The organism is Burkholderia savannae, from assembly GCF_001524445.2.
GTDB classification, from domain to species: domain Bacteria; phylum Pseudomonadota; class Gammaproteobacteria; order Burkholderiales; family Burkholderiaceae; genus Burkholderia; species Burkholderia savannae.
In genome coordinates this window covers 3,796,879-3,821,422 of sequence record NZ_CP013417.1, presented here as the reverse complement: position 1 = coordinate 3,821,422, position 24,544 = coordinate 3,796,879, and the positions used below count along the sequence as shown (strand labels likewise).

Sequence of the window (24,544 nt, the reverse complement as noted above, 5' to 3'; positions counted from 1 at the left end):
GCGCCCCATGTGAACAACGATTGACAACGGCTCGCTCGTCTCATTCGGTGGCGCGCGCGGCTTGCATACTTCATGTACTCGCGATGGCGCGCGGCTACGCCGCGCCGTCATCGCGACACGCCAATGAATCACGCGAGGGAGACGCCAGATGCGGACTGTTTCCGGATTCGACATCACGCAGGCAGGAGCGCCCGCCCGCGTCGGGCAAGCGATGAAGTTCGGCATGCGCATCTCGATGCCGGGATGATCGAAGTCGTCAACGCGCGAACGAGGCCATCGACGTGGAATCGCTTTTGCGAGGCGTCTATCGTCCCTATCGGACGTTCCCCGATCTGCTCGAATCGTTGGTGCGCGCATTCGTTCGGCAACTGGGCGTGGGGAGCGCGTCATTGTGGCTGCGCGGCGTGGGCGTCCTGCAGTCGAATCGCAACGGCGAACTGTTCGATCTCGCATGGCTCGACGAGACGAACGTCGACGAACATACTGCGCCGGACGAGCATTCGGCGCGATTCCCGGTCACATATGCGGGCGAGCAACTCGGCACGCTGCGGCTGAATGCGCGGGGCGGCGCCGGCCGTTCGGACGCGTTCGCCGAGTGGGGGGCCGCCTTTGCGCATCGCTGCGCGCTACTTTGCAAGCGTTACGACGTGCAAAGGTGGGCCCAGCAGCGTTTGAGCCGCAGCTTGCTGCTGGTGGGCATGTCCGAGCCGTTGCACCGCGTCGAGGTTTTCGTCGAAAAGGCGTCGTTCAGCACGTTGCCCGTGTTGCTCACCGGCGAGTTCGGCACCGAGAAAGCTCCGTTGGCGGCGGCGCTGCATTGTTGCGGCCCTCGGCGGGACGGGCCGTTCATCGAAGTCAATTGCGCCGATCCTGCCGGCGAGCCGGCGCAATGGTTCAAACAGGCGGCGGGCGGCACCCTGTTCTTCAACGGCATCGACGAGCTCGCGCCCCGGCTTCAGAACCAGCTGCGCCAGCATCTGCATTCGCGCCTCGGGCAATGGCTGGTGGTGCCGGACGAGTGCGAGGTGCGCGTGGTCGCGTCGACGACCTCCGATCTGCGACGATGCGTGGAAGAGGGGCGATTCTCGCAAGCCGTGCTGGCCGAGCTCGATTTCCTGTCGGTGACGGTGCCGCCGCTTCGCCTGCGCCAGGACGACATCGCGCCGCTGATCGTCGCGGCGCTCGAACATCATGGCTACGTCGCGCAGCGCAAGTGCGGCGACGCGCTGCTCGAGATTTGCCGGCTCTATGCGTGGCCGGAAAATCTGTATGAACTGGAGCGCGTGATCGCGCGTCTTGCGGTCATGACGGGCGATGCGGCCATCGGCCGCGCGGATGTCGCGCTTCACGTGCCGTGGCTGATTTCTCAGCCGCGCAGCGAGCGCGCCGGCGCGACGCGCGTTTCGGATCGCGACGACGACATGTCGCCGCGCGCGACGGAGCCGGACGCCGCCGCATTGCGCGCTTCGGCGACGCCTGCCCACTGGGCCCGGTGCGCGATGATGCGCAATGGCGCGGAGCTGGCGCGATTGCATAAGGCGCTGCGCAAGGCGCTGCTGTATCTCGGCGAACATTACGCCAATCCGGTTTCGATGGAGCAGCTGGCGCAGCATGCGCACGTGAGCCCGTCGCATTTGAGCTACCTGTTCCGTCACACGCTGAATGTCGCGTTCAAGCCGCTGCTTCAGCACATTCGCATCGAGAAGGCGAAGGAATTGCTGATGCGCGACGACTGTCCGCGCGTGACCGAAGTCGCGCTGAGCGTCGGCTTCGGCGACCTGAGCCACTTCGAAAAGAGCTTCAGGCGCATCGTGGGGTTGAGTCCGCGCGAGTTCAGGGGCTCGATTGCGTGACGTGCCGCTGCCATCGCGATATGGACGGGGCGGACGGGTCTTTCAGCTTCGACGCGCTCAGCTCCACCTGCATCGTTGCGGGCATCAACACGCGGTTTTGCAGGTGCTGCCACGCCATCGCGCCTGGGTAGCCGCAACCGGCAGGCGAGCTGCAGTGGGCCGGGGAAGATGTCGGTGTCGAAGCCTGCGTAAAAGGGCATGGTCTTGGTCCTTTTCCGACGAGCATGTCGATCGATGTGTCGCGCGAGGCGACACCGCGCGGCCTCTGCGGCCACCACCGATCAAATCACGGGGAGTAGCGTTTTCAGCGCCTCGTATTGTCGCGAGATTGCCTGGCGAACCAGGTAGTCCTCGATCAGAGCCGCAGCGACTTTGCGTTGCGCGGCGATTTCCGGCAGCGATGCGTAGTCCAGATCGGGATCGACCGGGTCGCGCCGGAACGGCGCCTCGCCTCGCGTTGCAGTGGTAACGGACAGATAAGCGATTGCCTTGCCCCCATTGAACACCACCATCGTCGACTCATGGGTGACACCGGTGGCGCGCGGCACGCTATAGACTCGAAAACGCACCGAGTTTTTCCGCCGAGCGTTTTGGGCGCCGGCGGAGCCTGAATCGAGCAATGTCTGGAACAACGCGAGTAGCACATCCACTTGCACCTTGGTGGCCACGCGAATCATCATGGCCTGAAACACCCCCGAAAAGCCAATCTTGCTCGGTGACAGGTATTCGTTCTGTTCCAGGAAGCCGATTAACACCAGGTCGTCGCTGAACGCGGCTTCGAGTATGCCCGCGGCGACGGCGGGGGGAAGCCTCTTTATCGCGTCGTCGAACCATCGCCTTAATTGGGCCCGCTCCTTGTCGAAGCGAATCGGCAACGTCAAGCTGACATGGCCTTTTCGATCGAAACAGCCTTCCTGGCTCGCTGCGCTGTCGGCAATCCGGTCCATCAAGTTGCGGGCCAGGCGGTAGGCCGGATCTTTATTCCCCAAGATGTCTTCCTTCTGCTTTTCATCCTTGACGTGATCTTTGATCTTTTCGGTGACTGTGCTGTTGGGTTTAGGAAACGGCGTGTGGCGATCGATTACCTTGGCCATCTCGCCGTCGCTTGCGCCAGCCATTGCGCTAAGTGCGTGGATGATGTCTTGCCACTGACTCGCGTCACCGTTGTCCCAGATTAGTTTGAAGCGCGTAAAACGTTTCGCGAGCTTGTCCTGATGATGCGAGCTACCGTCTGCGATCTCGCACAGCATCGTGGCGATTTCTCGCAGGTGATACATGATGTTCGGCAACGGCAGCTTCACGGGCCCGTGGGAAGGATTGGTGCCGTCAGGCATTTTCACTCCGACATCGTATTTTTCGATTTCGATTAGCCCCTGCGCCAGTTCCTCCCAGACCGTCACCGCCTCGATCGTGTCGCGCCGCGGCAGCGTGACGTCGATCAGCTCCATCAGCACCGGCTTGCGAATATCCCCCACGTTCTCTTGACGGACCGGCGGTTCGTGTTGATCCAGCTTCGCGTGCCAGGTGTAGCCAAGCCGGTGCAGGATGAATGGTCGGATTGCGTCATTGAGCAGGATGCCGGGAATGCGCTTTTGCTCTTGGGTCGACATGTTCGGATCAGATATCCGGCGCTGGTCGTTGGTCCAGAGCCCGAGACGCTGCTGGTCGAACACCCGCCGCAGCGATTGTGGGTCGTCGTATTGAAGCGTATAGGCTGAGCATTTCCCTCCATCGAGCGTGGCTCGCTCGTCTGTCCAGCGGTCGCCCGTTTCTTTGACGAATTCCCCAGCTACCGACGCGATTTCTGCGCCGGCTTCGATCATGGTGTTCATCACCAGTTCTTCCAGAAGGCCATAGATGATGGCCTGCAGCGGCACCGGCGCCCAAGGGTCGACAATGATCTGCGTATCCCAGTCTGATGTACCGCCGCCGTATTGCTTAGCTTCCGCCCCAGTCGGATTCCGTACGCATTCGAAAGCATTGCCGCCCTTCATATAGAACTTCACCAGGTCACGGTTCGGGGCTAGGCAGTACTTGTCTTGTAGCGATCGGTTCAGTTGGGCAATGTCGGTGTCGATTTTCTGCAGCGCCGACAAGACGCATTCACGGATAGCCGGCGTTGCGATGGGGTGAGGCGTTGCCGTATTGCCGTCAGGCTTTGCCACATTGTTGATTTGCGTGGTCAGCCAGGCGCTCATCGCGCGCCGTGCCGATCGCTGGTCGTGCTCTTCTTTCATACGTGCTCCTAAGCTAAACCGCCGATGGCGGCACTCGACGAATGCCGCCGCAGCGTGGCGAGTTCTTCGTCGACGGCCGGCAAGCCCCCGGCCTCGTTCCGTAGCGATTTGATTGCGGCCTGGCTCGTTACAAGGTTGCAAGCTGAACGCGCACCTCTCTCGAAGTCGGGGGTATCCATGCGCTACTCCACCCGCCCCGCCGCAGCCGCCATCGCCTGCTCGGCCAGTCGCTGCGCTTCTTCGACCGCGCGAGTCTCGGCCTCGCCGGCTTGCCGCGACGCGTTCGCCACGGCGGCTTCGCTCGCGGCCGCACCGCTTAGCGCGGCCGCGAGCGCCTGTTCCGCGAGCTTTGCCGCCTCGTCGAGCGCGGCGTGACCGCCGTCGGCCGCGCCGGCGTGCGCCGTGCTGCTCAACGCGGCCCGCATCGCCTCGTCGCTGGCCGCGACCGCGTTGTCGACCGCCTCTTGCGCCTGCGTTTCGGCGATCTGCGAAATGGACTCGGGCGGGTTCGTCGCCGATACGTTGCGTTGAGGTTTCATCGCTTGCCTCGCTTTTTCGACGCCGCAGCCGCAACGCCGGAAACAGCATCGGCCTTTCCGGTCGCGTGCAACGCATGCAGCGATTCCAGCAGCGCCTGTCTGGCTTCCATCACCATCTGCTCAGCCTTCGCGCGCGCTTCCCTGCGCATGTCGGCGACGACGGCGCTCGCGCTCGAGAAGTCCGGCGGCGCGTCGGCCGGCGTGATGCGCGGCGTGATGGACGGCGCGACGCCGGACGGTGCCGACACGCGCAGCCGGTCGGCCACCGTTTGCGGATCTTCCATTCGTTCGGATACCTCTTGAATCGATATCTTTGGAATGCTCACGATGCGTTCTCCTGTTCTGTGGACGCTCGGTCCGACTCGATGGTCGCAAGCGCCGCCGGCGCGGCAGGTCTCGCGCCGAAGTCGCTCAGTGAAATCACGCCGTTGCCGCTCAACTGCAATTCGGCGCGCAGCTGCGCCGACTCGACGAGGAACAGACATGTCGCGCCATCCTGGCCCATCGTGCCGCGCTCGGGCTGGTGGGCCGCCAGAAACGACTGCGCCGCATGCATGAAGAGATCGACGATGCGCTTGGCCGCCTCGCCGGTCTCGCCCTTGTAGGCGGTGTGCTGGACGATCTGCTGCGCGCCCTGCGACAACCTCGCAAAACCCACCAGCCGGCCTTGAGCGAGCCAGTTGCGCACCGTCTGCGCCACTTCGGACGGCCCGGCCAGGCCCTGTACTTGCGGGCAGTCGAGCGCGCCGAACAGAACCCGCAGCAACGCTTGCGAAGCGTCGGTAGCCGCGGCATCGCGTCGCTCGGGCGTGGCGGCGCTGCTGTTCAGTTGTTCCGCATAGTCGAGATAAAACCGATAGAAGTCGCAGAACTCGTGCACGGTGCGCGCCTGCTTCAACGCGAACGACGCCGCTTCCTGCTGCAACGGCTGTTGCCTCGCGCTCTGCGGCAGGTGCATGAGGTTCGTGACCGCGAGGCTTTCGTCGAAGCCGAGCGCCTGAAACAGCGGCGCCGATTTGACGCCGAGTTGTGCGAGAAAACTGACGCCCGCGGCCAGTTCGTCGCGTGTGACGAGACCGTGTTCCGAGAGAATCTTCGCGACTTGCGCGGCCACGACGGAGGAGCCGTCGCCGCTTTCGGCGCGCGCGAGGACATTCAGGTCGGCCAGGCTCAGCGTCATGAGCTTCACCGGACTGACCATCAGCCCGAGTTGCGGCAGCAGCGTATGCCGCGACACGTGCAGCCCCTGCTGCACCGTGGCGATCAGCTCGGTTTCGTCCGCGAAGGCGTAACGCGCCGTCGGCGCGGTGGCGGCCCAGTCGAGCCACTCGGTGCCGCCGTCGACGAACTCGAGCGCCCGCTTTCCGATATCGGACAGCGCGTCGGGCTGCGGTATCAACTTGCCGGCAACGGATACGGTCATGGCAATGCTCCTTGGTCGGACTGCGGGTGCATACCGTCCGCTTCAGCCCGCCGGGAAGCCCTTGAGCACGGTCGCGGCGACCGTGCCGATCTTCGCGTAGTCGTCGGTCGCGGACTTCATCATGTCCTGCGCCTGGGTGAGCGCCGCCGCGTATTGCGGCTTGCCGGTGGCGAGGAACTGCGCCATCGCCACGCCGGCGGCCGTCGTCGCGATCGTGGTGATGTTGCGCAGCGCGTCGGTCGCGTCCTGTACCGCGAGCGCGGTCGATTGGGCGACCGACTGGTAGGCCTTGCCCGCGCCGCTCGTCAGCACCACCTGCGGGCTCATCGTCGCGAGCTGGCTCTGGTTGATCACGTCGATGACTTGAGAGTTCACCTTCGAGGGGTCCATGACATTTCCTTCGGTGTATTGAATTGTTCAGCGATCCGCATGAACCCCGTCAGCTCTTGCCGCCCGATCCGCCGTGGATCGGCGTGTCGCCGCCGGGCTTCGATAGGGCCGCCGTGACCGATTGTGCGAACTGATCCAGCGCATACTCGGCGTCGCCCGCGTCCTGCGCGGCCGTGTCGGCCGATACCTTCAGCTCGTCGAGGGCGGCCTTGGCTTCACCGAACGCGGTCTCGCCTTCCTTGACGGCCGCCTCCACGACGGAAACGGGCGACAATGATTCGTCGGGGCCCGGCAGCGGATGCACGTCGGGCGGCGGCGTCGGCGCGGGCGGCGGAGGCGGCGGCGGGACCGGGAACGGCACGGCGAGGATCTTCGCGCACGCGGCCGTCAGCGCGGCCGAATTGATCATGCCTGCGCTTTGCTGGCGGCTCACCGCGTTGTGCATTGCCATGCCGAGCGTCTCCAGCAAGACGGCGTCGAGCATGCCGAACGCTTGTGACGGCGCTTGGCCGGTCGTCAGCGTGACGACGTTGCTGACGGCGTCGACGATTTGACTGTTGACGGAGCTGTCATCGGTGCTCATGACGGTTAGCTTCCCTGTTGGCTTCCCTTTGCGATGATCAAGGCGAGAACCTGAGTCGTGGCCGCGCCGGCGATGACCTGGCCTCGCTGCTGATTGGCGACGGCATTGCTCATCGCGATGCCGAGGCTGTCGGCCATCGCGAGATAGGTCATTGCCATCGCGACTGCGGCCGTTTGACCTACGGCGAGCTCGGGCATCGCGCAGACCGGTTCAGCGGAATACTCGATGGCTGGCGCGCGCGGCGCCCGCGTACCCCGGTGCGTCGGCCGCGGGCGTCACGCGTGGTTATTTCAGGCCGAGGATTTCCGCGGTGGCGGCGCCCGTGGTGCCCGTTTCCACCGTCAGCAGCGTGGACACGGCCTGCGTGGTGGACGCCTGCATCGTCACGTACGATTGCTGCTGATTGTTCGTGGCGTTGTGGGCGGCGTTCGACAGCGCCTGGCTCGTCGCCACGTACAGGTTGCCCATCGCGACGGATGGCGCGTCGCCCAGTACCTTCGTGTTGACTTGCGAGACCGAATCGGTGATCTGGCTGTTGACTGAAGTGGGAAATGCCATGATTCATACTCCTTAATATATGGATGACGAGGCGTGGTGATCGACGCAGGACCCTCAGCCGAGGATCTTCTTGGTCGCCATTGCCGTACTGCCGGTATCCAACGAGTACAGTAGCGCGACGCCCATCGTGGTCGCAGCCTGCGCCGTGACGTACATCTGCTGTTGCGCCAGGGTCGCGTTGTGTGCCGCGTTGGCCAAGGCCTGCGCCGTGGCCTGGTACAGGTTGCCCATCGCAATGGACGCAGACACCCCCAGCACCTGGGTGTTCGCCTGGGTCACCGAATCGGTAACCTGGTTGTTGACGGCGGTGGGAAAGGCCATGTGCTCAACTCCTTGGTGTCAACGGTCGCCGGCAGTCCTCAAGTGCCGAGGATCTTGGTGGTGGCGATCCCGGTCGTGGCCGTGTCGAGCGAGTACAGCGTCGCGACGCCCATCGTGGTGGCGGCTTGCGCCGTGACGTAGCTCTGTTGCTGCGCGTAGGTCGCGTTGTGCGCCGCGTTGGCCAAGGCTTGCGCCGTAGCCTGGTACAGGTTGCCCATCGCGATGGCCGGCGCGTCGCCCAGCACTTTGGTGTTGGCCTGGGTGACGGAATCGGTGATCTGGTCATTGACGCTGGTCGGAAAAGCCATGTCGGGCTCCTCAATGAATTGGGCTTGGGCGATCAGCTGCCGAGGCCGCGAACGCCGGTGCTCAGGATGTCCTTGGTCGATACGCCGGTGGCGGCGGTGTCGAGCGAGTACAGCGTCGCCACGCCCATCGTGGTGGCGGCTTGAGTGGTGACGTAGCTTTGCTGCTGAGCGTTGGTGGCGTTGTGGGCGGTATTGGCGAGCGCTTGCGCCGTGGCCTGATAGAGGTTGCCCATCGCGATCGCCGGCGCATCGCCCAATACCTTGGTATTGGCCTGGGTGACGGAATCGGTGATCTGGTCGTTGACGCTGGTCGGAAATGCCATGGTTGCTCCTTGATGAACATGAAGCTGCCTTTCGGCGGGATGTGTTTTCGGTACGAACCCTGCGTCGCTTGGTAGGTCCGTGAAAACATCTTAGGAAAGCAACCGTGGGCGCAATTGGCGCGATCTACGGAAAACGCGGCGCCGAATCGGAAAAGCGGTCGTAATCGGCCGAATGAACGGGCCGCGCGGATCAGCGAATTCGCCGTGTCGGCCTCGATTTCCGTCGTGGAGCGGAATGCGGCGTGCGGAAAAAGCGCCGATTTGCGGGGGAAGTTCCGATTGGATTCGGGCGGACGTGAAAGGGCGCCGCCGGCCGGATAAGAAGTCTCGGGTGCCGCTTCGATGGCCAGCGGCGCGGACGATGCGTGAACCGGCGGCCGGGACGTCTTGCCTCGACGCAGCGTCATGCGATGTGATGGTTTGCGGCGGCAGCGGCGGCAGCGGCGGCAGCGGCGGTGGCAGCGGTAGCGGCGGCGGTGGTCGCGGTGCGGTGGCGGCAACCGCAACCGCAACCGCAACCGCAACCGCAACGGCAACGGCAGAGGCAGAGGCAGAGGCAGAGGCAGAGGCAGAGGCAGAGGCAGAGGCAGAGGCAGAGGCAGAGGCAGAGGCAGGCGGCCTCGGGTTCCCCGCTCGATTCCGGCGCGGGAAGCGGAGCCCGGTCGAATCCCGGTTTGCGACGCGTGCAAACGGGCGACGCCGGAGCCGCCAGGTCGTCCACGCGTAATGAGTCAGGGGAGGAAAAGTCGGGGCGATGCGCGTCGCCGGATTCGGGGCAATCGGGCGACGGGAACATGGGGCGCCGGGCAGGGCAACGATTCACGCGCATTCCGCCGCGCTCGGGACAGCCATCGTCCGGCGCTCGCGCGCGAGTCAGCTTGTGGCGTCCGAGGGATGAGCGGGGCCGACGAAGGCGCCGGCAGGCGGCGCGAATGAAGCCGATTCGCGATATCGATCGTCGCGAATGAGTACGATCGACGCCGGCTCGGCTTGCTTCGAGAGCCCGTGCCGACGCGCGAGCCGCGCCCGGCGATCGAGGGGCGTATTTAGGGCGCGGCCGTCGCGACGCGGCCGTCCGGCCCGTAAAAGCCGTTGCGCTGCGGCGCGGCGCGCAGCACGGAGAGCGTGCGTTCGTTGTAGTCCATCCGAATGCGGATCAGCATTCCGTTGATCGCGTTCGCGTGGCGCGCGCGCTCGGCCGATTGCTGCAGCAACTGCCAGCCGTTCGCGAGGCGCGCGTCGGTTTCGGCCGCGCGATCCATTCCTTTCTTGCCGGCCGGCAGGCCGCGCGACGCGAGCAGCGTGTCGCGCTGGCGTTCGAGCTGCGCGAGCTTTTCGATCAGCTCGGTTTTCCTGTCGACGATGCCCGGCAGCGCGTCGATCGGCGATGCCGTCGTCAGCGCCTTTTCCTCGTAGGCGAGCAGGGACGCGAACGCTTCGATCGTCGCGTGCTCGTCGTTGACCGTGGCCAGCAGTTCGTCTCTCATCTCGTTTGGCTCGACTTGGCGGCGCGCGGACCGTCCGTGCGCCGTGTTACGCATTCCGTCGTCCGGCCGTGAAGCCGGCTCAGCTGTTGCCCGTTTGCGGCGGCTGCTTCAGCAAATCGCGGGCGGTCTGCAGGATTCCGTCGGCGATCTTGCCCGTGTCGATCGACAGCGTGCCGTTCTTGATCGCGTCCCGGATCGCCTCGACCTGCGCGGTATCGATGTCGGCGCTGCCCGAGGCGGCCAGGCCGCGCAGTGTCGACGACAGGCCGGACAGGCTCACGTTCGCATCCCCGCCCGTCGGCGCGCTCGCGGCGCCGGCAGGCGCCTGAGCCGCGGCCGGCTGGCCGGCTTGCGTGCGAGCCGTGCCCGCACTGGCGTTCGACAGCGTGCGGGCGTTCGAAGTAGTGGTGGAATCGACTTTCACGATGGTGTTTCCTGTACGGGTTTGACCACGATAACGGCAAGGCCGGCCCGAACTTTAGCACCCGTTTTTCGGTAAATCCCTGAATCAACGAAAGTTTGCAATCTTAGAGGGGGATCTCGACCGTCGCGGCGTCCTTGACGATCGCCGTGACGATCTGGCCCGCCGCCATCCGCACCCGCACCTGCTGGCCGGGCGCCGCGTTGTTGAGCACGCTGCCGTCGGCCGAAATCGTGAATCCCTGCCCCGACGCGACGACCCGCACCGTCTGCCCGATCGACACCGACGCCGCGCTCTTCAGCAGATCCTGGCGCAGCGGCAGCCCGGCCGCGACGCGCGTGAGCGCGGTCGCGCCGACCGCCTGCTGAGGATCGGTGATCACGGCGAGCGGCAGCGTCGTCAGGTCGCCGTCGCGCGCGACGAGATCGGCGGCGGACAGCGTTTCGCCGGGCGCGATCTGGCGCGCCGCGATGTAATAGGTCGCCTGGACGGCGAGTTTCGCCTGCAGGTAGATCGTCCACGGACGCTCGCCCGCGCAGCGCACGCCGACCGTCGTGCGGCCCCACAGGCGCGCGCCCGACGGCAGGAACGGCTCGAGCGTCGTGCATGCGGCGAGGCCGCGCGGGAACGCTGGCGCGACCGTGATGGTGGTCTTGCCGGGCAGGCCCGCCGCCTGCTGTTGCAGGAACGCGAGCGCCGCGCGGCGGATCGTTTCTCCGTCCTGCTGGCCGGCCGGAACCGGAATCGGGGCCGGAATCGCAACCGGGGCCGCGGCGGCCGCCGCCGTGCGAAGCGGCGCGGGACGGGCCGGCAGCGCGCGCGGCGCGGGCTCCGCGCGCAACGACACGGGAAGCACGCCGCTTCGCGTGGCGGCTGCGGCTTGCGCGCGCCGCGCCTGCCACGGCTGGGCGGTTGCCTGCGCGTTGGCGGGCTGGCCGGCGGACGCGCCCGCGTCCCGTGCGACGACCGTCGCGACCTGCTGCGCATCGGCCGGCGCGCGCGGCGCGGCGCCCGCGCGGAATGCGGGATTGGCGCCGGCGGCGACGCTTGCCGCCGGGTTGTTCCGATTCGCGGGGATGGGCGCGTTCGCGCCGCCCGGAGGGGGCCATCCGGCTCTCGCTGACACCGTGCCTGCCGAAGGATTCGATCCGGCCGTCGGCGATGCGGAGTTCGCGCCCCCGGAGTTCGCGCCCCCGGAATTCGCGCCCCCATTGCGCGCGCCTGCCGGCGCGGCCGCATTCGCTTGCCTGCTCCACCCGACGGCGGGCGGTGCCGCGATCCGGTCGCTCGATGCGGCCGGGCCCGGTTCGATCACGATCGGGCCGTCGTTTCGTTCGGCTGCCGTCGCGGGGCGGGCAGGATCGTCCGATCCCGCGCCGGTCCGGCCGGCCCACACGGCGGCCGCCTGGGCGGCGGCCTGCGCGTTCCACGCGCCTGTGCCCGCCGCATGGCCCGTTCCGTTCCGGCCGGCCGCGCCCGGCGTGCCGGCCCCCGCGGCGTTCGCCGCGTTCGCGAGCGCCGTCTCCGCCGATTCGCCGCGCCCGGGAATCACGATCATCCCGCCGTCGCCCGCCTGTTGCGCGAGCGCGCCGCACATCCAGCCCGCCAGCGCGAGCGCCGCCGCGAAGCGCGTGCGCGTCGCGCGGCCTGCGTCAGTCGTCATCGCGCCCTCCTCGAAACCGTTTGGTACGGGTTGCATTCTAGGGATGGGCGAGCGCCGGCAAACCGCGAATAGAGGGGCCCTTTGCCGGTTATTCGCCCGATTGCCCGTTGCGTCGCCCGCCTACCATGCGTCTCATGGAAAAAAGCCTCTTTGGCCGCCCGTGGTCGAGCGACTGAGCGTCGCGGTCGATCGCGGGCGGCGAAGGAGCGGCGCATCTTCAGACGGAGGCTTGCAGATGCTGGACAAACTCGATGCCGAATTCGCATTCGGCCGCCAGGCGCTCGACGTGCGCGCATATCGGCAGGAACTGTTGTCGTCGAACATCGCGAACGCCGACACCCCCGGCTACCGCGCGCGCGACGTCAACTTCTCGTCGACGCTCGCCCGCGCGCTCAAGCAGGACGGCGCGGCGAGCGCCGGCAACGCGGCGCAACTGCCGCTCGCTCAGCCGGCGGGCGTGACGGGCGGGATGTCGATGGCGACGACGTCGGGCGCGCACCTCGCGGGCAACGTGAAGCTGATTCCGACGGGCGGCCCGAGCGACGACTACGGCCGCGCGCAGTACCGGATTCCGCAGCAGCCGGCGCTCGACGGCAACACCGTCGATCTCGACACCGAGCGCGTGCAGTTCGCCGACAACGCGGTGCATTACCAGGCCGGGATGACGGTGATGACCCAGCAGATCAAGACGATGATCGCCGCGATCACGTCGAATTCGAGTTCGTGACGCGCCGCTTCGGCGCTTTGCTTTTTCCCGCGTGTCGCGCGCGTCACGGGAAACGGTTGAATGAGCGCGCAACGCGATAAGGAGTACGCATGCCTTCATTGATGAACATTTTCGATGTTGCGGGTTCCGCGATGTCGGCCCAGTCGCAGCGTCTGAACGTGACGGCGTCGAATCTCGCGAACGCCGACAGCGCGACGGGCCCCGACGGCAAGCCCTACAAGGCGAAGCAGGTGGTGTTCGCGACCGCGCCGATGGGGCGCGCGCGCACCGCGTCGGGCCAGGGCGTCGGCGGCGTGCAGGTGACCAAGGTGATCGACGATCCGTCGCCGATGAAGACGACCTACGACCCGTCGAACCCCGCCGCCGACCAGAACGGCTACGTGACGATGCCGAACGTCGATCCGGTGCAGGAGATGGTCAACATGATTTCCGCGTCGCGCTCGTACCAGGCGAACGTCGAGACGCTCAACACCGCGAAGCAGCTGATGCTGAAGACGCTGACGATCGGCAGCTGACGCGCGGCTTTCCATCGACCGAAACACGCATAGCAGAGAAAGGCGAACCGGGATGACATCCTCCTTTACGACCATCGGCAGCAGCGGCACCACCGTGAACCCGCTGCCGTTCGACACGATGAGCTCGAACAGCCAATCGTCGAGCACGACGGGCACGAACGCGGCGAGCGGCACGAGCGGCGCCGGCAACGCCAGCGGCACGAACGGTACGAACGGCGCCGGCGGCACCGGCGGCACGAACGCGAACATCAACGTCGCGAGCTCGCTGTCGACGACGTCGGCGGCCGACCTGCAGACGACGTTCCTCACGCTGCTCGTCACGCAACTCAAGAATCAGGACCCGACGAGCCCCGTCGACAGCTCGCAGATGACGTCGCAGCTCGCGCAGATCAACACCGTGAGCGGCATCGCGCAACTGAACACGGCGCTCACGTCGCTGTCGTCGCAGCTCACCGCGGGCCAGCAGACCCAGGCGGCGATGCTGATCGGCTCGAACGTGCTCGCCCCGGGCAACACCGTGCCCGTCAAGAGCGGCGCGGCCTCGCCGTTCGGCGTGCAGCTCACGAGCGCCGTGTCGAACCTGACGATCACCGTGAAGAACGCGTCGGGCGTCGTCGTCAACACGATCAACGCGGGCGCGCAGTCGGCGGGCACGGTGCCGTTCAACTGGACGCCGACCGACACGGCCGGCAACGCGCTGCCCGACGGCACCTACACGATCAGCGCGAGCTACACCGACACGTCCGGCAAGCAGTACGCGCCCACGACGCTGTCGTCCGCGCAGGTGCTGAGCGTCGTCAAGCAGGCGGACGGCACGCCGGGGCTCGTGCTGTCGAACGGCTCGACGGTCGGCTTCAGCCAGGTCGCGTCGATTTTCCCGAACACGAAGAGCGCGTCGAACGGCAGCTCCTCGTCTTCCACCAACTAATCCAGCTTCTTCGCTACGGAGACCGAGATGGGCTATCAACAGGGTTTGAGCGGTTTGGCGGGCGCGTCGAGCGATCTCGACGTGATCGGCAACAACATCGCGAACGCCAACACGGTGGGCTTCAAGGGCAGCACCGCGCAGTTTTCCGACATGTACGCGAATTCGGTCGCATCGGCCGTGAACAACCCGATCGGCATCGGCACGATGCTCGCGTCGGTGCAGCAGCAGTTCAGCCAGGGCACGATCTCGTCCAGCACGTCGTCGCTGAACGTCGCGATCAACGGCAACGGCTTCTTCCAGATGTCGAACAACGGCGTGACCACGTACTCGCGCGACGGCACGTTCCAGCGCGACAAGAACGGCTACATCGTCAACTCGCAGGGCCTGAACCTGATGGGCTACGCGGCGAACGCGAACGGCGTGATCAACACCGCGGCGACCGTGCCGCTGCAGGCGCCGACGACCAACATCGCGCCGACCGCGACGACGAAGATCACCGGCCAGTTCAACCTGAACTCGCAAGATCCGGTGCCGACGACGACGCCGTTCAACTATTCCGATCCGACGAGCTACAACTACACGACGTCGGTGCAGGTGTTCGACACGCTCGGCGGCTCGCAGAACGTCAACCTGTATTTCGTGAAGAGCGCGACGTCGGGCCAGTGGGAGACGTACGCGGGCCCGTCCGGCCAGACGCCGACCGATCTCGGCGCGGTCGGCTTCAACACGGGCGGCACGATCACGGGCACGACGGTGCCGGGCGGCGCGCCGACGACGAACGTCGGCCAGTTCTCGTTCACGATCCCGACGACGACGGGCGCGGCGAACCCGCAGACCCTGACGCTCGACCTCACCGGCACGACGCAGTACGGCGGCAAGAGCGGCATCAACAACCTCGCGCAGAACGGCTTCGCGAGCGGCATGCTGACGACCTTCTCGATCGGCACGGACGGCAAGGTCACGGGCAACTACTCGAACGGCCAGACGTCGACGCTCGGCCAGATCGTGCTCGCGAACTTCAACAACCCGAACGGCCTCGCGAACGTCGGCAACAACCAGTACGTCGAGACGGCCGCGTCGGGCGTGCCGCAGATCTCGGCGCCCGGCAGCACGAACCACGGGACGCTGCAAGGCAGCGCGCTCGAAAACTCGAACGTCGACCTGACGAGCCAGCTCGTCGACTTGATCACCGCGCAGCGCAACTACCAGGCGAACGCGCAGACGATCAAGACGCAGCAGACCGTCGACCAGACGCTCATCAACCTGTAATCGCCTTCGCGGACAACAGCCAGCCATGGACCGACTGATCTATACGGCGATGACGGGCGCGACGCAGTCGCTCGAGCAGCAGTCCGTCGTCGCGAACAACCTCGCGAACGCGTCGACGACGGGGTTCCGCGCGCAGCTCGCGACGTTTCGCGCGGTGCCGATGAACTTCGACGACGGCAGCGGCAACGTCGATCCGGCGACGACGCGCACCTACACGCTGTCGTCGACGCCCGGCGCGGACTTCACGTCGGGCCCGATCGAGCGCACGGGCAATCCGCTCGACGTCGCGGTTCAGGGGCCGGGCTGGCTGTCCGTGATGCTGCCGGACGGCAGCGAGGCGTACACGCGCGCGGGCAACCTGCACGTGGACGAGAACGGGCAGCTCGTGACCGCGAGCAACTTGCCCGTCGTCGGCAACGGCGGCCCGCTCGCGGTGCCGCCGAACGCGCAGCTGACGATCGGCGCGGACGGCACGGTGTCGGCGCTGATGCCGGGCGATCCGCCGACCGCCGTCGCGATGATCGATCAACTGAAGCTCGTGAACCCCGACGCCGCGACGATGACGCGCGGCAACGACGGCCTGTTCCGCACCGCGGACGGTAATCCCGCCGACGCCGATCCGGCCGTGAAGGTCGTGCCGAATTCGCTCGAAGGCAGCAACGTCAATCCGGTGGCGGCGATGGTGTCGATGATCGACAACGCGCGCGCGTTCGAATTGCAGACGAAGCTGATCCAGTCCGCCGACCAGAACGAGCAGGCGGCGAACCAGCTGCTCAATTTCAGCTGAGCGCCGCGAAGCGCCAGACAAGGAGTCAACACGTGAACCGTTCCCTTTACATCGCCGCGACCGGCATGAATGCGCAACAGGCGCAGATGGACGTGATCTCGAACAACCTCGCGAACGTGAGCACCAACGGCTTCAAGGGCTCGCGCGCGGTGTTCGAGGACCTGATGTACCAGACCATCCGCCAGCCGGGCGCGAACGCGACGCAGCAGACCGAGCTGCCGTCGGGCCTGCAGCTCGGCACGGGCGTCCAGCAGGTCGCGACCGAGCGGCTGTATACGCAGGGCAGCCTGCAGCAGACGGGCGGCTCGAAAGACATCGCGATCAACGGCCAGGGCTTCTTCCAGGTGCTGATGCCGGACGGCACGAATGCGTACACGCGCGACGGCTCGTTCCAGACCAACGCGCAGGGCCAGCTCGTCACGTCGAGCGGCTATCAGGTGATTCCGGCGATCACGATTCCGCAGAACGCGACGTCGCTCACGATCGGCAGCGACGGCGTCGTGTCGATCACGCAGCCGGGCTCGAACAACGCGGTGCAGATCGGCGCGCTCCAGATCGCGACGTTCATCAACCCGGCCGGCCTCGACGCGAAGGGCGAGAACCTGTTCGCGGAGACGACGTCGTCGGGGCAGCCGAACGTGTCGCAGCCGGGCCTGAACGGCGCGGGCACGCTCAAGCAGGGCTATGTCGAATCGTCGAACGTGAACGTCGTTCAGGAGCTCGTCAACATGATCCAGACGCAGCGCGCGTACGAAATCAACAGCAAGGCCGTGACGACGTCCGACCAGATGCTGCAGACCGTTACGCAGATGTCGCGCTAACGGGCCCCAGGTCAGAAGCCATGAAGCAGGTTCGTTTCCTTCCGCCATCGGCGCGCCGCGCGCGCGTCGCGGCCGCGCGCCGTCCGGCCGCCGCCGCGCTCGCCGCCGCCGCGCTCGCGCTCGCGGGCTGCGCGCAGCTGCCGCGCGAGCCGATCACGCAGCAGCCGATGTCGGCGCCGCCGCCGATGCCGCCCGCGATGCAGGCGCCCGGCTCGATCTACAACCCGGGCTACGCGGGCCGGCCGCTCTTCGAGGATCAGCGGCCGCGCAACGTCGGCGACATCCTGACGATCGTGATCGCGGAGAACATCAACGCGACGAAGTCGTCTGGCGCGAACACGAACCGGCAGGGCAACACGAGCTTCGACGTGCCGACGGCGGGCTTCTTGGGCGGCCTCTTCAACAAGGCGAACCTGTCGGCGGAGGGCGCGAACAAGTTCACCGCGACGGGCGGCGCGAGCGCGGCGAACACGTTCAACGGCACGATCACCGTGACGGTGACGAACGTGCTGCCGAACGGCAACCTCATCGTCAGCGGCGAGAAGCAGATGCTCATCAACCAGGGCAACGAATTCGTGCGCTTCTCGGGCGTCGTCAATCCGAACACGATCTCGGGCCAGAACTCGGTCTACTCGACGCAGGTCGCGGACGCGAAGATCGAATACTCGGCGAAGGGCTACATCAACGAAGCCGAGACGATGGGCTGGCTGCAACGCTTCTTCCTCAACATCGCGCCGTGGTGAAGACGATGCGTACCTTGCTCGCGCGCGTCGTGCGCCCTCTCGTCCGATCGAATCGCCGCGCGGCGGCGCGCTGCGCGCTCGCCGCCTGCGCGCTCGCGCTCGCATTCGCGCCCGTCGCCGCGCGCGCGGAGCGCCTGAAGGATCTCGCGCAGATCCAGGGCGTGCGCGACAACCCGCTGATCGGCTACGGCCTCGTCGTCGGCCTCGACGGCACCGGCGACCAGACGATGCAGACGCCGTTCACCACGCAGACGCTCGCGAACATGCTCGCGAACCTCGGCATCTCGATCAACAACGGCGCGGCGAACGGCGGCGGCTCGTCGGCGATGACGAACATGCAGCTGAAGAACGTCGCCGCGGTGATGGTGACGGCGACGCTGCCGCCGTTCGCGCGGCCGGGCGAGGCGATCGACGTGACGGTGTCGTCGCTCGGCAACGCGAAGAGCCTGCGCGGCGGCACGCTGCTGCTCACGCCCCTGAAGGGCGCGGACGGCCAGGTGTACGCGCTCGCGCAGGGCAACATGGCGGTGGGCGGCGCGGGCGCGGCGGCGAACGGCAGCCGCGTGCAGGTGAACCAGCTCGCGGCGGGGCGGGTCGCGGGCGGCGCGATCGTCGAGCGCTCGGTGCCGAACGCGCTCGCGCAGATGAACGGCACGCTGCAGCTGCAATTGAACGACATGGATTACGGCACCGCGCAGCGGATCGTGTCGGCGGTGAACTCGAGCTTCGGCGCGGGCACCGCGACGGCGCTCGACGGCCGCACGATCCAGCTGACGGCGCCCGCCGATTCGGCGCAGCAGGTCGCGTTCATGGCGCGGCTGCAGAACCTCGAAGTGAGCCCCGAGAAGGCGGCGGCGAAGGTGATCCTGAACGCGCGCACGGGCTCGATCGTGATGAATCAGATGGTGACGCTGCAGAACTGCGCGGTCGCGCACGGCAATCTGTCGGTCATCGTCAATACGCAGCCCGTCGTGTCGCAGCCGGGGCCGTTCTCGAATGGCCAGACGGTCGTCGCGCAGCAGTCGCAGATCCAGCTCAAGCAGGACAACGGCTCGCTGCGGATGGTGACGGCGGGCGCGAACCTCGCCGAAGTGGTGAAGGCGCTCAACTCGCTCGGCGCGACGCCCGCGGATCTGATGTCGATCCTTCAGGCGATGAAGGCGGCGGGCGCGCTGCGCGCGGATCTGGAGATCATCTAAGTGACGACTTTCACGAAAGCGAACGATCTGTCGCAGCGCTTCGCGCTCGACGTTCAAGGGTTCGACGCGCTGCGCTCGAAGGCCGCGGCGGCGACGCCGCGCGAAGGCGTGAAGATGGTCGCGGGCCAGTTCGACGCGATGTTCACGCAGATGATGCTCAAGAGCATGCGCGACGCGACGCCGTCGGACAGCCCGTTCGATTCGAACTCGACGAAGACGTACACGTCGATGCTCGACCAGCAGCTCGCGCAGCAGCTGTCGTCGAAGGGAATCGGCGTCGCCGACGCGCTGACGAAGCAGCTGATGCGCAACGCGAATGTCGCGCCCGACACGCAGAGCGAAGGCGGCATGGCCGCGATGAGCGCGCTCGCGAAGGCGTATGCGAACGCGAACGGGGCGCCCGGCAACGGCGCGCTCGCGGGCAAGCGCGGCTATTCGGCGGCGAGCGCGCTCACGCCGCCGCTCAAGGGCAACGGCGGCTCCGAGCGGGCGGCCGCGTTCGTCGAGAAGATGGCGGGCGCCGCGCAGGCGGCGAGCGCGGCCACCGGCATTCCGGCGCGCTTCATCGTCGGCCAGGCGGCGCTCGAATCGGGCTGGGGCAAGCGCGAGATCCGCGGCGCGAACGGCGAATCGAGCTACAACGTATTCGGCATCAAGGCGACGAAGGGCTGGACGGGGCGCACGGTGTCGGCCGTCACGACCGAGTATTCGAACGGCAAGCCGCACCGCGTCGTCGCGCAGTTCCGCGCGTACGACTCGTACGAGCACGCGATGACCGACTACGCGAGCCTGTTGAAGAACAACCCGCGCTACGCGGGCGTGCTGAACTCGGGGCAGAGCGCGGAAGGCTTCGCGCACGGGATGCAGAAGGCCGGCTATGCGACCGATCCGCACTACGCGAAAAAGCTGATTTCGATCATGCAGCAGATCGGCTGACGCAAGCCGAGCAACCGTTCGGTACATTTCGGACCGCGCCAGGCCTGGCCTCGCGCGGTTTTAACGTTTGCTGAAAAAATAAACTCGGGTTTCGATCTAAACTTTGCGCTGCTGTTGCCGCTAAACGTGAGAGACCAACGATCGGGCGGATCGCGCCTGGTCATAACGCGCCCCCGAAGTCCGCCAGGCGCATCGAGATAAAATACCGGCAAGCCATGAATACCGAACAGTCGACGAGTCAGGCCGCGAGCGCCGCCGCGCATTCCGGCCATGATTACGGCCGCCGCAATCCGCTCGAGATCGGCGTGCAGCTGCGCAATCTCGTCAATCGAGGAGATTTCCTGACCGTCCAGTACCAGGGCGGTCAGCTTGTCACGCGCATTCTCGACGTCGACGTCGGCGCGCGAACCTTCGTGTTCGACTGGGGCGCGCTCGCCGACCAGAACGCGGGCATCCTCGCCGCGCCGGACTGCGTGTTTCATGCGGCGCCGGAGGGCGTGCGCGTCGAATTCTCGACCGCGACCCCGCGCGAGACCCGCTACGAGAACCTTCCCGCGTTCGAAGCCGATTTCCCCGACGTGCTGTACTGCGTGCAGCGCCGCGAATATTTCCGCGTCGACGCGCCGATCCTCGATCCTTACGTGTGCCGCGGCAAGCTGCCGGACGGCGAGACTTTCCTGTTCGAAGTGCACAACCTGTCGCTCGGCGGCCTCGGGTTGCGCACGGTCGACGAGCGCGTGTCGACGCTCGAGCTCGGCACGACGCTGCCCGACGTCGAATTGAACCTGAACGGCCATGGGATGCTGTCGCTCGATCTGCAGCTCGTGTCGCACCGCTCGACCGACGCGCCGAACGGCACGCGCCGCTACCAACTGGGCTTTCGCTTCCTGTCGCTGCCGGGCAGCGCGGAGAACACGCTGCAGCGCCTCATCACGCAGCTCGAGATGAAGCGCCGGCAGCTCGCGCGGGCCTGAGCCGCGCGGCCATCGCGCCCGTGCGGGCCAGGCCGCACGCGACGCCCGCAGCCATCGCGACGGCGCCCGCGCGCCGGCCGCGGCGCGCCGCATGCATTTTTGCGCGCGCATTCCCTCAATTTTTCTCACGCGCGGCCGTTATACCGGGAGTCTACGCAACCCGGCAGCCGCGGCGCGGCCGGCTCATAGGATCGCGCATGTCCAATACCCTCATGAACCTCGGGATCAGCGGCCTGAACGCCGCGCTCTGGGGGATCACCACGACCGGTCAGAACATCAGCAATTCGGCGACGCCCGGTTATTCGGTCGAGCGCCCCGTGTATTCGGAGGCGAGCGGCCAGTACACGAGCAGCGGCTATTTGCCGCAAGGCGTGACGACCGTGACGGTCCAGCGGCAGTACAGCCAGTATCTGTCGAACCAGCTCAACGCGGCGCAGACGCAAGGCAGCTCGCTGTCGACCTACTATTCGCTCGTCGCGCAACTGAACAACTACGTCGGCAGCCCGACGGCCGGCATCTCGACCGCGATCACGAACTACTTCACCGGCCTGCAGACGGTCGCGAACAACGCGGCCGATCCGTCCGCGCGGCAGACCGCGATCAGCAACGCGCAGACGCTCGCGAGCCAGCTCGTCGCCGCGGGCCAGCAGTATTCGCAACTGCGGCAGAGCGTGAATTCTCAGCTCACCGACACCGTCACGCAGATCAACAGCTACACCGCGCAGATCGCGCAGCTCAACGAGCAGATCGCGTCGGCGAGCGCGCAGGGGCAGCCGCCGAACCAACTGCTCGACCAGCGCGATCTCGCGGTGTCGAACCTGTCGCAGCTCGCCGGCGTGCAGGTCGTGCAGAGCAGCGGCAGCTACAGCGTGTTCCTTTCGGGCGGCCAGCCGCTCGTCGTCGGGAATGCGAGCTATCAGTTGGCCGCGGTCGCGTCGAAGTCCGATCCGAGCGAGCTCACGATCGTGTCGCAGGGCGTCGCGGGCGCGAATCCGCAGGGCAGCCCGCAGTACCTGCCCGACGTGTCACTGACGGGCGGCACGCTGGGCGGCCTGCTCGCGTTCCGCAGCCAGACGCTCGATCCGGCGCAGGCGCAGCTCGGCGCGCTCGCGGTCAGCTTCGCGTCGCAGGTCAATGCGCAGAACGCGCTCGGCATCGACCTGTCGGGCAATCCGGGCGGCAACCTGTTCACGGCCGGCGGCCCGACCGTCTACGCGAATCAGGGCAATACCGGCGGCGCGACGCTGTCCGTGTCGTTCGCGAACGGCTCGCAGCCGACGTCGAGCGACTATTCGCTGTCGTACGACGGCTCGAAGTACACGCTGACCGATCGCGCGACGGGCAGCGTCGTCGGCACCGCGACGCCGACCACCAACCCGCCGACGATGACGATCGGCGGCTTGAATCTGTCGCTTTCGGCCACGCCCGCCGCGGGCGACGCGTTCACCGTGCTGCCGACGCGCGGCGCGCTCGACGGCTTCGCGCTCGCCACTTCGAGCGGCTCGGCGATCGCGGCCGCGTCGCCGGTGCTCGCGGCGGCCACGTCGACGAACAGCGGCACGGGCGCGATCACGCAGGGCTCGGTGAGCGCGGGCTATCAACTGCCGTCCGGCACGACGACGCTCACCTACAACGCGTCGTCGAAGACGCTCTCCGGCTTCCCGGTCGGCACGACGGTGACGATCGCGGGCACGCCGCCGACGTCGGTCAACATCACGAGCGCGACGACGCCCGTGCCTTACGATGCGTCGGTCGGCGCGTCGCTGACGATCTCGAGCACGACGCAGCCCGCGCCGTCCGGCGTGATGAACGGCGTGAGCGTGTCGCTGTCGGGCGCGCCCGCGGACGGCGATCAGTTCACGATCGGCGCGAACAAGGGCACGAACGACGGCCGCAACGCGCTCGCGCTGTCGCAGCTCGTGAGCTCGAAGACGATGAACAACGGCACGACCACGCTGACGGGCGCGTACGCGGGCTACGTGAACGCGATCGGCAACGCGGCGAGCCAGCTGAAGGCGTCGAGCACCGCGCAGACGGCGCTCGTCGGCCAGATCACGGCGCAGCAGCAGGCGGTGTCGGGCGTGAACCAGAACGAGGAAGCGGCGAACCTGATGCAGTACCAGCAGTTGTATCAGGCGAACGCGAAGGTGATCCAGACGGCGGACTCGCTGTTCCAGACCGTGCTCGGTCTGTTCAACTGAACGAGGTAGACGGCGATGCGCATTTCCAGCTCTCAGCTCTACAGCCTGAACGTCAGCATGATGAACGACCAACAGGCGCAGATCGCTCAGCTCTACCAGCAGGTGGCGAGCGGCGTCAGCCTGACGACGCCCGCCGACAACCCGCTCGCGGCCGCGCAGGCGGTGCAGCTGACGGCCACGTCGGCGACGCTCGCGCAGTACACGTCGAACCAGTCGACGGTGCTGACGTCGCTGCAGACCGAATCCTCGACGCTCACGAGCGTGAGCGACGCGCTCAACGCCGCGTATCAGACGATCATGCACGCGGGCGACGGCGGATTGTCGGACAGCGATCGCGCGGCGCTCGCCGCTCAGCTCCAGGGTTCGCGCGATCACCTGCTCACGCTCGCGAACACGACGGACGGCGCGGGCAACTACGTGTTCGCGGGCTTCCAGCCGACGACCGCGCCGTTCGCGAACAAGGCGGGCGGGGGCGTCAACTACAGCGGCGACTACGGCTCGCGCGTCGTGCAGATCGCCGACACGAACACGGTCTCGCAGGGCGACAACGGCGCGAGCGTGTTCCTGTCGGTGCCGTTCCTCGGCAGCCTTCCGGTGCCGGCCGCGGCCGCGAGCAACACGGGCACGGGCACGGTCGGCGCGGTCAGCATCACGAATCCGTCCGATCCGACCAACGCGCACCAGTTCACGATCACCTTCGGCGGCACGGCGGCGGCGCCTACCTATACGGTGACCGACAACACGGTCCAGCCGCCGACGACGAGCGCCGCGCAGCCATACTCGTCGGGCCAGGGGATCAACCTCGGCGGGCAGACGGTCGCGGTGTCGGGCACGCCGGCGGCGGGCGACCAGTTCACGGTGACGCCCGCCCCGCAATCGGGCGCCGACGTATTCGCGACGCTCGACACGGCGATCGCCGCTTTGAAGGCGCCCGTCGGCAACAGCCCGACCGCGTCGACCGCGCTCTCGAACGCGATGGCCACCGCATCGACAAAGCTGATGAACACGCTGACGAACGTGCTGACCGTGCAGGCCTCGGTCGGCGGCCGCATGCAGGAGGTGAAGGCGATACAGTCGGTGACGTCGACGAATTCGCTGCAGGCGGCGAACAGCCTGTCGAACCTGACCGACACGAATCTGCCCGCCGCGATCAGCCAGTTCCTGCAACTGCAGAATTCGCTGAGCGCCGCGCAGAAGGCGTTCGTGCAGATGCAGAACCTGTCGCTGTTCCAGTATCTGAATCCGTAAGCGTCGCGGCTCGCGCTCGGCGGCGGGGCGGCCGGCGAGGCGGGGCGGGGCGACGGGTGATCGGTTCGTCGACGGCGCGGTTTGCGGCCG

27 protein-coding genes are annotated in these 24,544 nt (G+C 66.9%); 13 read left to right on the top strand and 14 right to left on the bottom strand.

Annotated elements, in window-relative coordinates:
- The first annotated feature begins 281 nt into the window (after positions 1-281).
- Positions 282-1,853, top strand: coding sequence for a helix-turn-helix domain-containing protein (locus WS78_RS18710; RefSeq protein WP_059578185.1), 1,572 nt, complete (start codon positions 282-284; stop codon positions 1,851-1,853).
- A gap of 281 nt (positions 1,854-2,134) precedes the next feature.
- Here WS78_RS18710 and WS78_RS18700 read toward each other — a convergent pair whose 3' ends face one another.
- From WS78_RS18700 to flgA, 14 genes are all read right to left on the bottom strand, one after another.
- Entirely contained in the window at positions 2,135-4,090 is a 1,956-nt protein-coding gene (locus WS78_RS18700) for a hypothetical protein (protein ID WP_226377169.1), read from the bottom strand.
- Positions 4,091-4,272: 182 nt separating this feature from the next.
- Positions 4,273-4,629 carry a hypothetical protein gene (locus WS78_RS18695; RefSeq protein ID WP_038748441.1) on the bottom strand — a complete coding sequence of 119 codons (357 nt, stop codon included), beginning with the start codon at positions 4,627-4,629 and terminating at the stop codon, positions 4,273-4,275.
- The gene (locus WS78_RS18690) at positions 4,626-4,895 is read right to left on the bottom strand and encodes a hypothetical protein (protein WP_226377168.1); all 270 of its coding nucleotides are present in this window, start codon (positions 4,893-4,895) and stop codon (positions 4,626-4,628) included. Before WS78_RS18690 ends, WS78_RS18695 begins: the two co-directional genes overlap by 4 nt.
- A 56-nt stretch (positions 4,896-4,951) precedes the next feature.
- Positions 4,952-6,052, bottom strand: coding sequence for a hypothetical protein (locus WS78_RS18685; RefSeq protein ID WP_038748438.1), 1,101 nt, complete (start codon positions 6,050-6,052; stop codon positions 4,952-4,954).
- A gap of 42 nt (positions 6,053-6,094) precedes the next feature.
- Entirely contained in the window at positions 6,095-6,442 is a 348-nt protein-coding gene (locus tag WS78_RS18680) for a hypothetical protein (protein ID WP_038748436.1), read from the bottom strand.
- Between the two features lie 49 nt (positions 6,443-6,491).
- The gene (locus WS78_RS18675; RefSeq protein WP_059578194.1) at positions 6,492-7,025 is read right to left on the bottom strand and encodes a RebB family R body protein; all 534 of its coding nucleotides are present in this window, start codon (positions 7,023-7,025) and stop codon (positions 6,492-6,494) included.
- A gap of 5 nt (positions 7,026-7,030) precedes the next feature.
- Positions 7,031-7,222, bottom strand: coding sequence for a RebB family R body protein (locus WS78_RS18670; RefSeq protein ID WP_038748432.1), 192 nt, complete (start codon positions 7,220-7,222; stop codon positions 7,031-7,033).
- An 88-nt stretch (positions 7,223-7,310) separates the two neighbouring features.
- Positions 7,311-7,583 (bottom strand): RebB family R body protein, encoded by a 273-nt coding sequence (locus WS78_RS18665; protein ID WP_006024227.1) that lies wholly within the window; start codon positions 7,581-7,583, stop codon positions 7,311-7,313.
- 54 nt (positions 7,584-7,637) lie between these two features.
- Positions 7,638-7,904 carry a RebB family R body protein gene (locus WS78_RS18660; RefSeq protein WP_038748430.1) on the bottom strand — a complete coding sequence of 89 codons (267 nt, stop codon included), beginning with the start codon at positions 7,902-7,904 and terminating at the stop codon, positions 7,638-7,640.
- A 38-nt stretch (positions 7,905-7,942) separates the two neighbouring features.
- Positions 7,943-8,212, bottom strand: a complete 270-nt coding sequence (locus tag WS78_RS18655) for a RebB family R body protein (RefSeq protein ID WP_006024229.1) — start codon at positions 8,210-8,212, stop codon at positions 7,943-7,945.
- Between the two features lie 32 nt (positions 8,213-8,244).
- Positions 8,245-8,535 carry a RebB family R body protein gene (locus tag WS78_RS18650; protein ID WP_006024230.1) on the bottom strand — a complete coding sequence of 97 codons (291 nt, stop codon included), beginning with the start codon at positions 8,533-8,535 and terminating at the stop codon, positions 8,245-8,247.
- Positions 8,536-9,581: 1,046 nt separating this feature from the next.
- Positions 9,582-10,076, bottom strand: a complete 495-nt coding sequence (locus WS78_RS18645) for a flagella synthesis protein FlgN (protein ID WP_161788665.1) — start codon at positions 10,074-10,076, stop codon at positions 9,582-9,584.
- Between the two features lie 25 nt (positions 10,077-10,101).
- Positions 10,102-10,446 (bottom strand): flagellar biosynthesis anti-sigma factor FlgM, encoded by a 345-nt coding sequence (gene flgM, locus WS78_RS18640; protein WP_038748426.1) that lies wholly within the window; start codon positions 10,444-10,446, stop codon positions 10,102-10,104.
- Between the two features lie 103 nt (positions 10,447-10,549).
- Positions 10,550-12,106 carry a flagellar basal body P-ring formation chaperone FlgA gene (gene flgA / locus WS78_RS37150; RefSeq protein ID WP_059578199.1) on the bottom strand — a complete coding sequence of 519 codons (1,557 nt, stop codon included), beginning with the start codon at positions 12,104-12,106 and terminating at the stop codon, positions 10,550-10,552.
- A 235-nt stretch (positions 12,107-12,341) separates the two neighbouring features.
- On the opposite strand from flgA, the gene flgB reads away from it, so the two are divergent.
- From flgB to flgL, 12 genes are all read left to right on the top strand, one after another.
- Positions 12,342-12,833 (top strand): flagellar basal body rod protein FlgB, encoded by a 492-nt coding sequence (gene flgB, locus WS78_RS18625; RefSeq protein WP_038748422.1) that lies wholly within the window; start codon positions 12,342-12,344, stop codon positions 12,831-12,833.
- 89 nt (positions 12,834-12,922) lie between these two features.
- The gene (gene flgC / locus WS78_RS18620) at positions 12,923-13,348 is read left to right on the top strand and encodes a flagellar basal body rod protein FlgC (protein WP_038748420.1); all 426 of its coding nucleotides are present in this window, start codon (positions 12,923-12,925) and stop codon (positions 13,346-13,348) included.
- 52 nt (positions 13,349-13,400) lie between these two features.
- Positions 13,401-14,276, top strand: coding sequence for a flagellar hook assembly protein FlgD (gene flgD / locus WS78_RS18615; protein ID WP_059578202.1), 876 nt, complete (start codon positions 13,401-13,403; stop codon positions 14,274-14,276).
- Between the two features lie 27 nt (positions 14,277-14,303).
- On the top strand, positions 14,304-15,545 hold the full coding sequence (flgE, locus tag WS78_RS18610; RefSeq protein WP_059578208.1) for a flagellar hook protein FlgE: 1,242 nt from the start codon (positions 14,304-14,306) through the stop codon (positions 15,543-15,545).
- A gap of 25 nt (positions 15,546-15,570) precedes the next feature.
- Complete coding sequence (gene flgF / locus WS78_RS18605; RefSeq protein WP_038748414.1) at positions 15,571-16,332, top strand: flagellar basal-body rod protein FlgF; 762 nt, start codon at positions 15,571-15,573, stop codon at positions 16,330-16,332.
- Positions 16,333-16,364: 32 nt separating this feature from the next.
- Positions 16,365-17,153, top strand: coding sequence for a flagellar basal-body rod protein FlgG (gene flgG / locus WS78_RS18600; RefSeq protein WP_038748411.1), 789 nt, complete (start codon positions 16,365-16,367; stop codon positions 17,151-17,153).
- Positions 17,154-17,173: 20 nt separating this feature from the next.
- Complete coding sequence (flgH, locus tag WS78_RS18595; RefSeq protein WP_038748409.1) at positions 17,174-17,896, top strand: flagellar basal body L-ring protein FlgH; 723 nt, start codon at positions 17,174-17,176, stop codon at positions 17,894-17,896.
- Positions 17,897-17,901: 5 nt separating this feature from the next.
- The gene (locus tag WS78_RS18590) at positions 17,902-19,095 is read left to right on the top strand and encodes a flagellar basal body P-ring protein FlgI (RefSeq protein ID WP_052145091.1); all 1,194 of its coding nucleotides are present in this window, start codon (positions 17,902-17,904) and stop codon (positions 19,093-19,095) included.
- A complete protein-coding gene (gene flgJ / locus WS78_RS18585) occupies positions 19,096-20,031 on the top strand; it encodes a flagellar assembly peptidoglycan hydrolase FlgJ (protein WP_059578212.1) in 936 nt (311 codons plus the stop codon).
- 215 nt (positions 20,032-20,246) lie between these two features.
- Positions 20,247-21,005: a flagellar brake protein gene (locus tag WS78_RS18580; RefSeq protein WP_038748403.1), complete on the top strand. Its 759-nt coding sequence runs from the start codon at positions 20,247-20,249 to the stop codon at positions 21,003-21,005.
- Positions 21,006-21,202: 197 nt separating this feature from the next.
- Positions 21,203-23,206 (top strand): flagellar hook-associated protein FlgK, encoded by a 2,004-nt coding sequence (flgK, locus tag WS78_RS18575; protein WP_059578216.1) that lies wholly within the window; start codon positions 21,203-21,205, stop codon positions 23,204-23,206.
- A gap of 15 nt (positions 23,207-23,221) precedes the next feature.
- Positions 23,222-24,454 carry a flagellar hook-associated protein FlgL gene (flgL, locus tag WS78_RS18570; RefSeq protein ID WP_059578219.1) on the top strand — a complete coding sequence of 411 codons (1,233 nt, stop codon included), beginning with the start codon at positions 23,222-23,224 and terminating at the stop codon, positions 24,452-24,454.
- Positions 24,455-24,544: the final 90 nt, after the last annotated feature.

Excerpts from the sequence above, each read along its gene's own strand:
- WS78_RS18700 (WP_226377169.1), bottom strand. The coding sequence starts at position 4,090 with ATGAAAGAAGAGCACGACCAGCGATCGGCACGGCGCGCGATGAGCGCC.
- WS78_RS18695 (WP_038748441.1), bottom strand. The coding sequence starts at position 4,629 with ATGAAACCTCAACGCAACGTATCGGCGACGAACCCGCCCGAGTCCATT.
- WS78_RS18685 (WP_038748438.1), bottom strand. The coding sequence starts at position 6,052 with ATGACCGTATCCGTTGCCGGCAAGTTGATACCGCAGCCCGACGCGCTG.
- WS78_RS18680 (WP_038748436.1), bottom strand. The coding sequence starts at position 6,442 with ATGGACCCCTCGAAGGTGAACTCTCAAGTCATCGACGTGATCAACCAG.
- WS78_RS18675 (WP_059578194.1), bottom strand. The coding sequence starts at position 7,025 with ATGAGCACCGATGACAGCTCCGTCAACAGTCAAATCGTCGACGCCGTC.
- WS78_RS18670 (WP_038748432.1), bottom strand. The coding sequence starts at position 7,222 with ATGCCCGAGCTCGCCGTAGGTCAAACGGCCGCAGTCGCGATGGCAATG.
- WS78_RS18665 (WP_006024227.1), bottom strand. The coding sequence starts at position 7,583 with ATGGCATTTCCCACTTCAGTCAACAGCCAGATCACCGATTCGGTCTCG.
- WS78_RS18660 (WP_038748430.1), bottom strand. The coding sequence starts at position 7,904 with ATGGCCTTTCCCACCGCCGTCAACAACCAGGTTACCGATTCGGTGACC.
- WS78_RS18655 (WP_006024229.1), bottom strand. The coding sequence starts at position 8,212 with ATGGCTTTTCCGACCAGCGTCAATGACCAGATCACCGATTCCGTCACC.
- WS78_RS18650 (WP_006024230.1), bottom strand. The coding sequence starts at position 8,535 with ATGGCATTTCCGACCAGCGTCAACGACCAGATCACCGATTCCGTCACC.
- WS78_RS18645 (WP_161788665.1), bottom strand. The coding sequence starts at position 10,076 with ATGCGTAACACGGCGCACGGACGGTCCGCGCGCCGCCAAGTCGAGCCA.
- flgA (WP_059578199.1), bottom strand. The coding sequence starts at position 12,106 with ATGACGACTGACGCAGGCCGCGCGACGCGCACGCGCTTCGCGGCGGCG.
- flgB (WP_038748422.1), top strand. The coding sequence starts at position 12,342 with ATGCTGGACAAACTCGATGCCGAATTCGCATTCGGCCGCCAGGCGCTC.
- flgC (WP_038748420.1), top strand. The coding sequence starts at position 12,923 with ATGCCTTCATTGATGAACATTTTCGATGTTGCGGGTTCCGCGATGTCG.
- flgD (WP_059578202.1), top strand. The coding sequence starts at position 13,401 with ATGACATCCTCCTTTACGACCATCGGCAGCAGCGGCACCACCGTGAAC.
- flgE (WP_059578208.1), top strand. The coding sequence starts at position 14,304 with ATGGGCTATCAACAGGGTTTGAGCGGTTTGGCGGGCGCGTCGAGCGAT.
- flgF (WP_038748414.1), top strand. The coding sequence starts at position 15,571 with ATGGACCGACTGATCTATACGGCGATGACGGGCGCGACGCAGTCGCTC.
- flgH (WP_038748409.1), top strand. The coding sequence starts at position 17,174 with ATGAAGCAGGTTCGTTTCCTTCCGCCATCGGCGCGCCGCGCGCGCGTC.
- WS78_RS18590 (WP_052145091.1), top strand. The coding sequence starts at position 17,902 with ATGCGTACCTTGCTCGCGCGCGTCGTGCGCCCTCTCGTCCGATCGAAT.
- WS78_RS18580 (WP_038748403.1), top strand. The coding sequence starts at position 20,247 with ATGAATACCGAACAGTCGACGAGTCAGGCCGCGAGCGCCGCCGCGCAT.
- flgK (WP_059578216.1), top strand. The coding sequence starts at position 21,203 with ATGTCCAATACCCTCATGAACCTCGGGATCAGCGGCCTGAACGCCGCG.
- flgL (WP_059578219.1), top strand. The coding sequence starts at position 23,222 with ATGCGCATTTCCAGCTCTCAGCTCTACAGCCTGAACGTCAGCATGATG.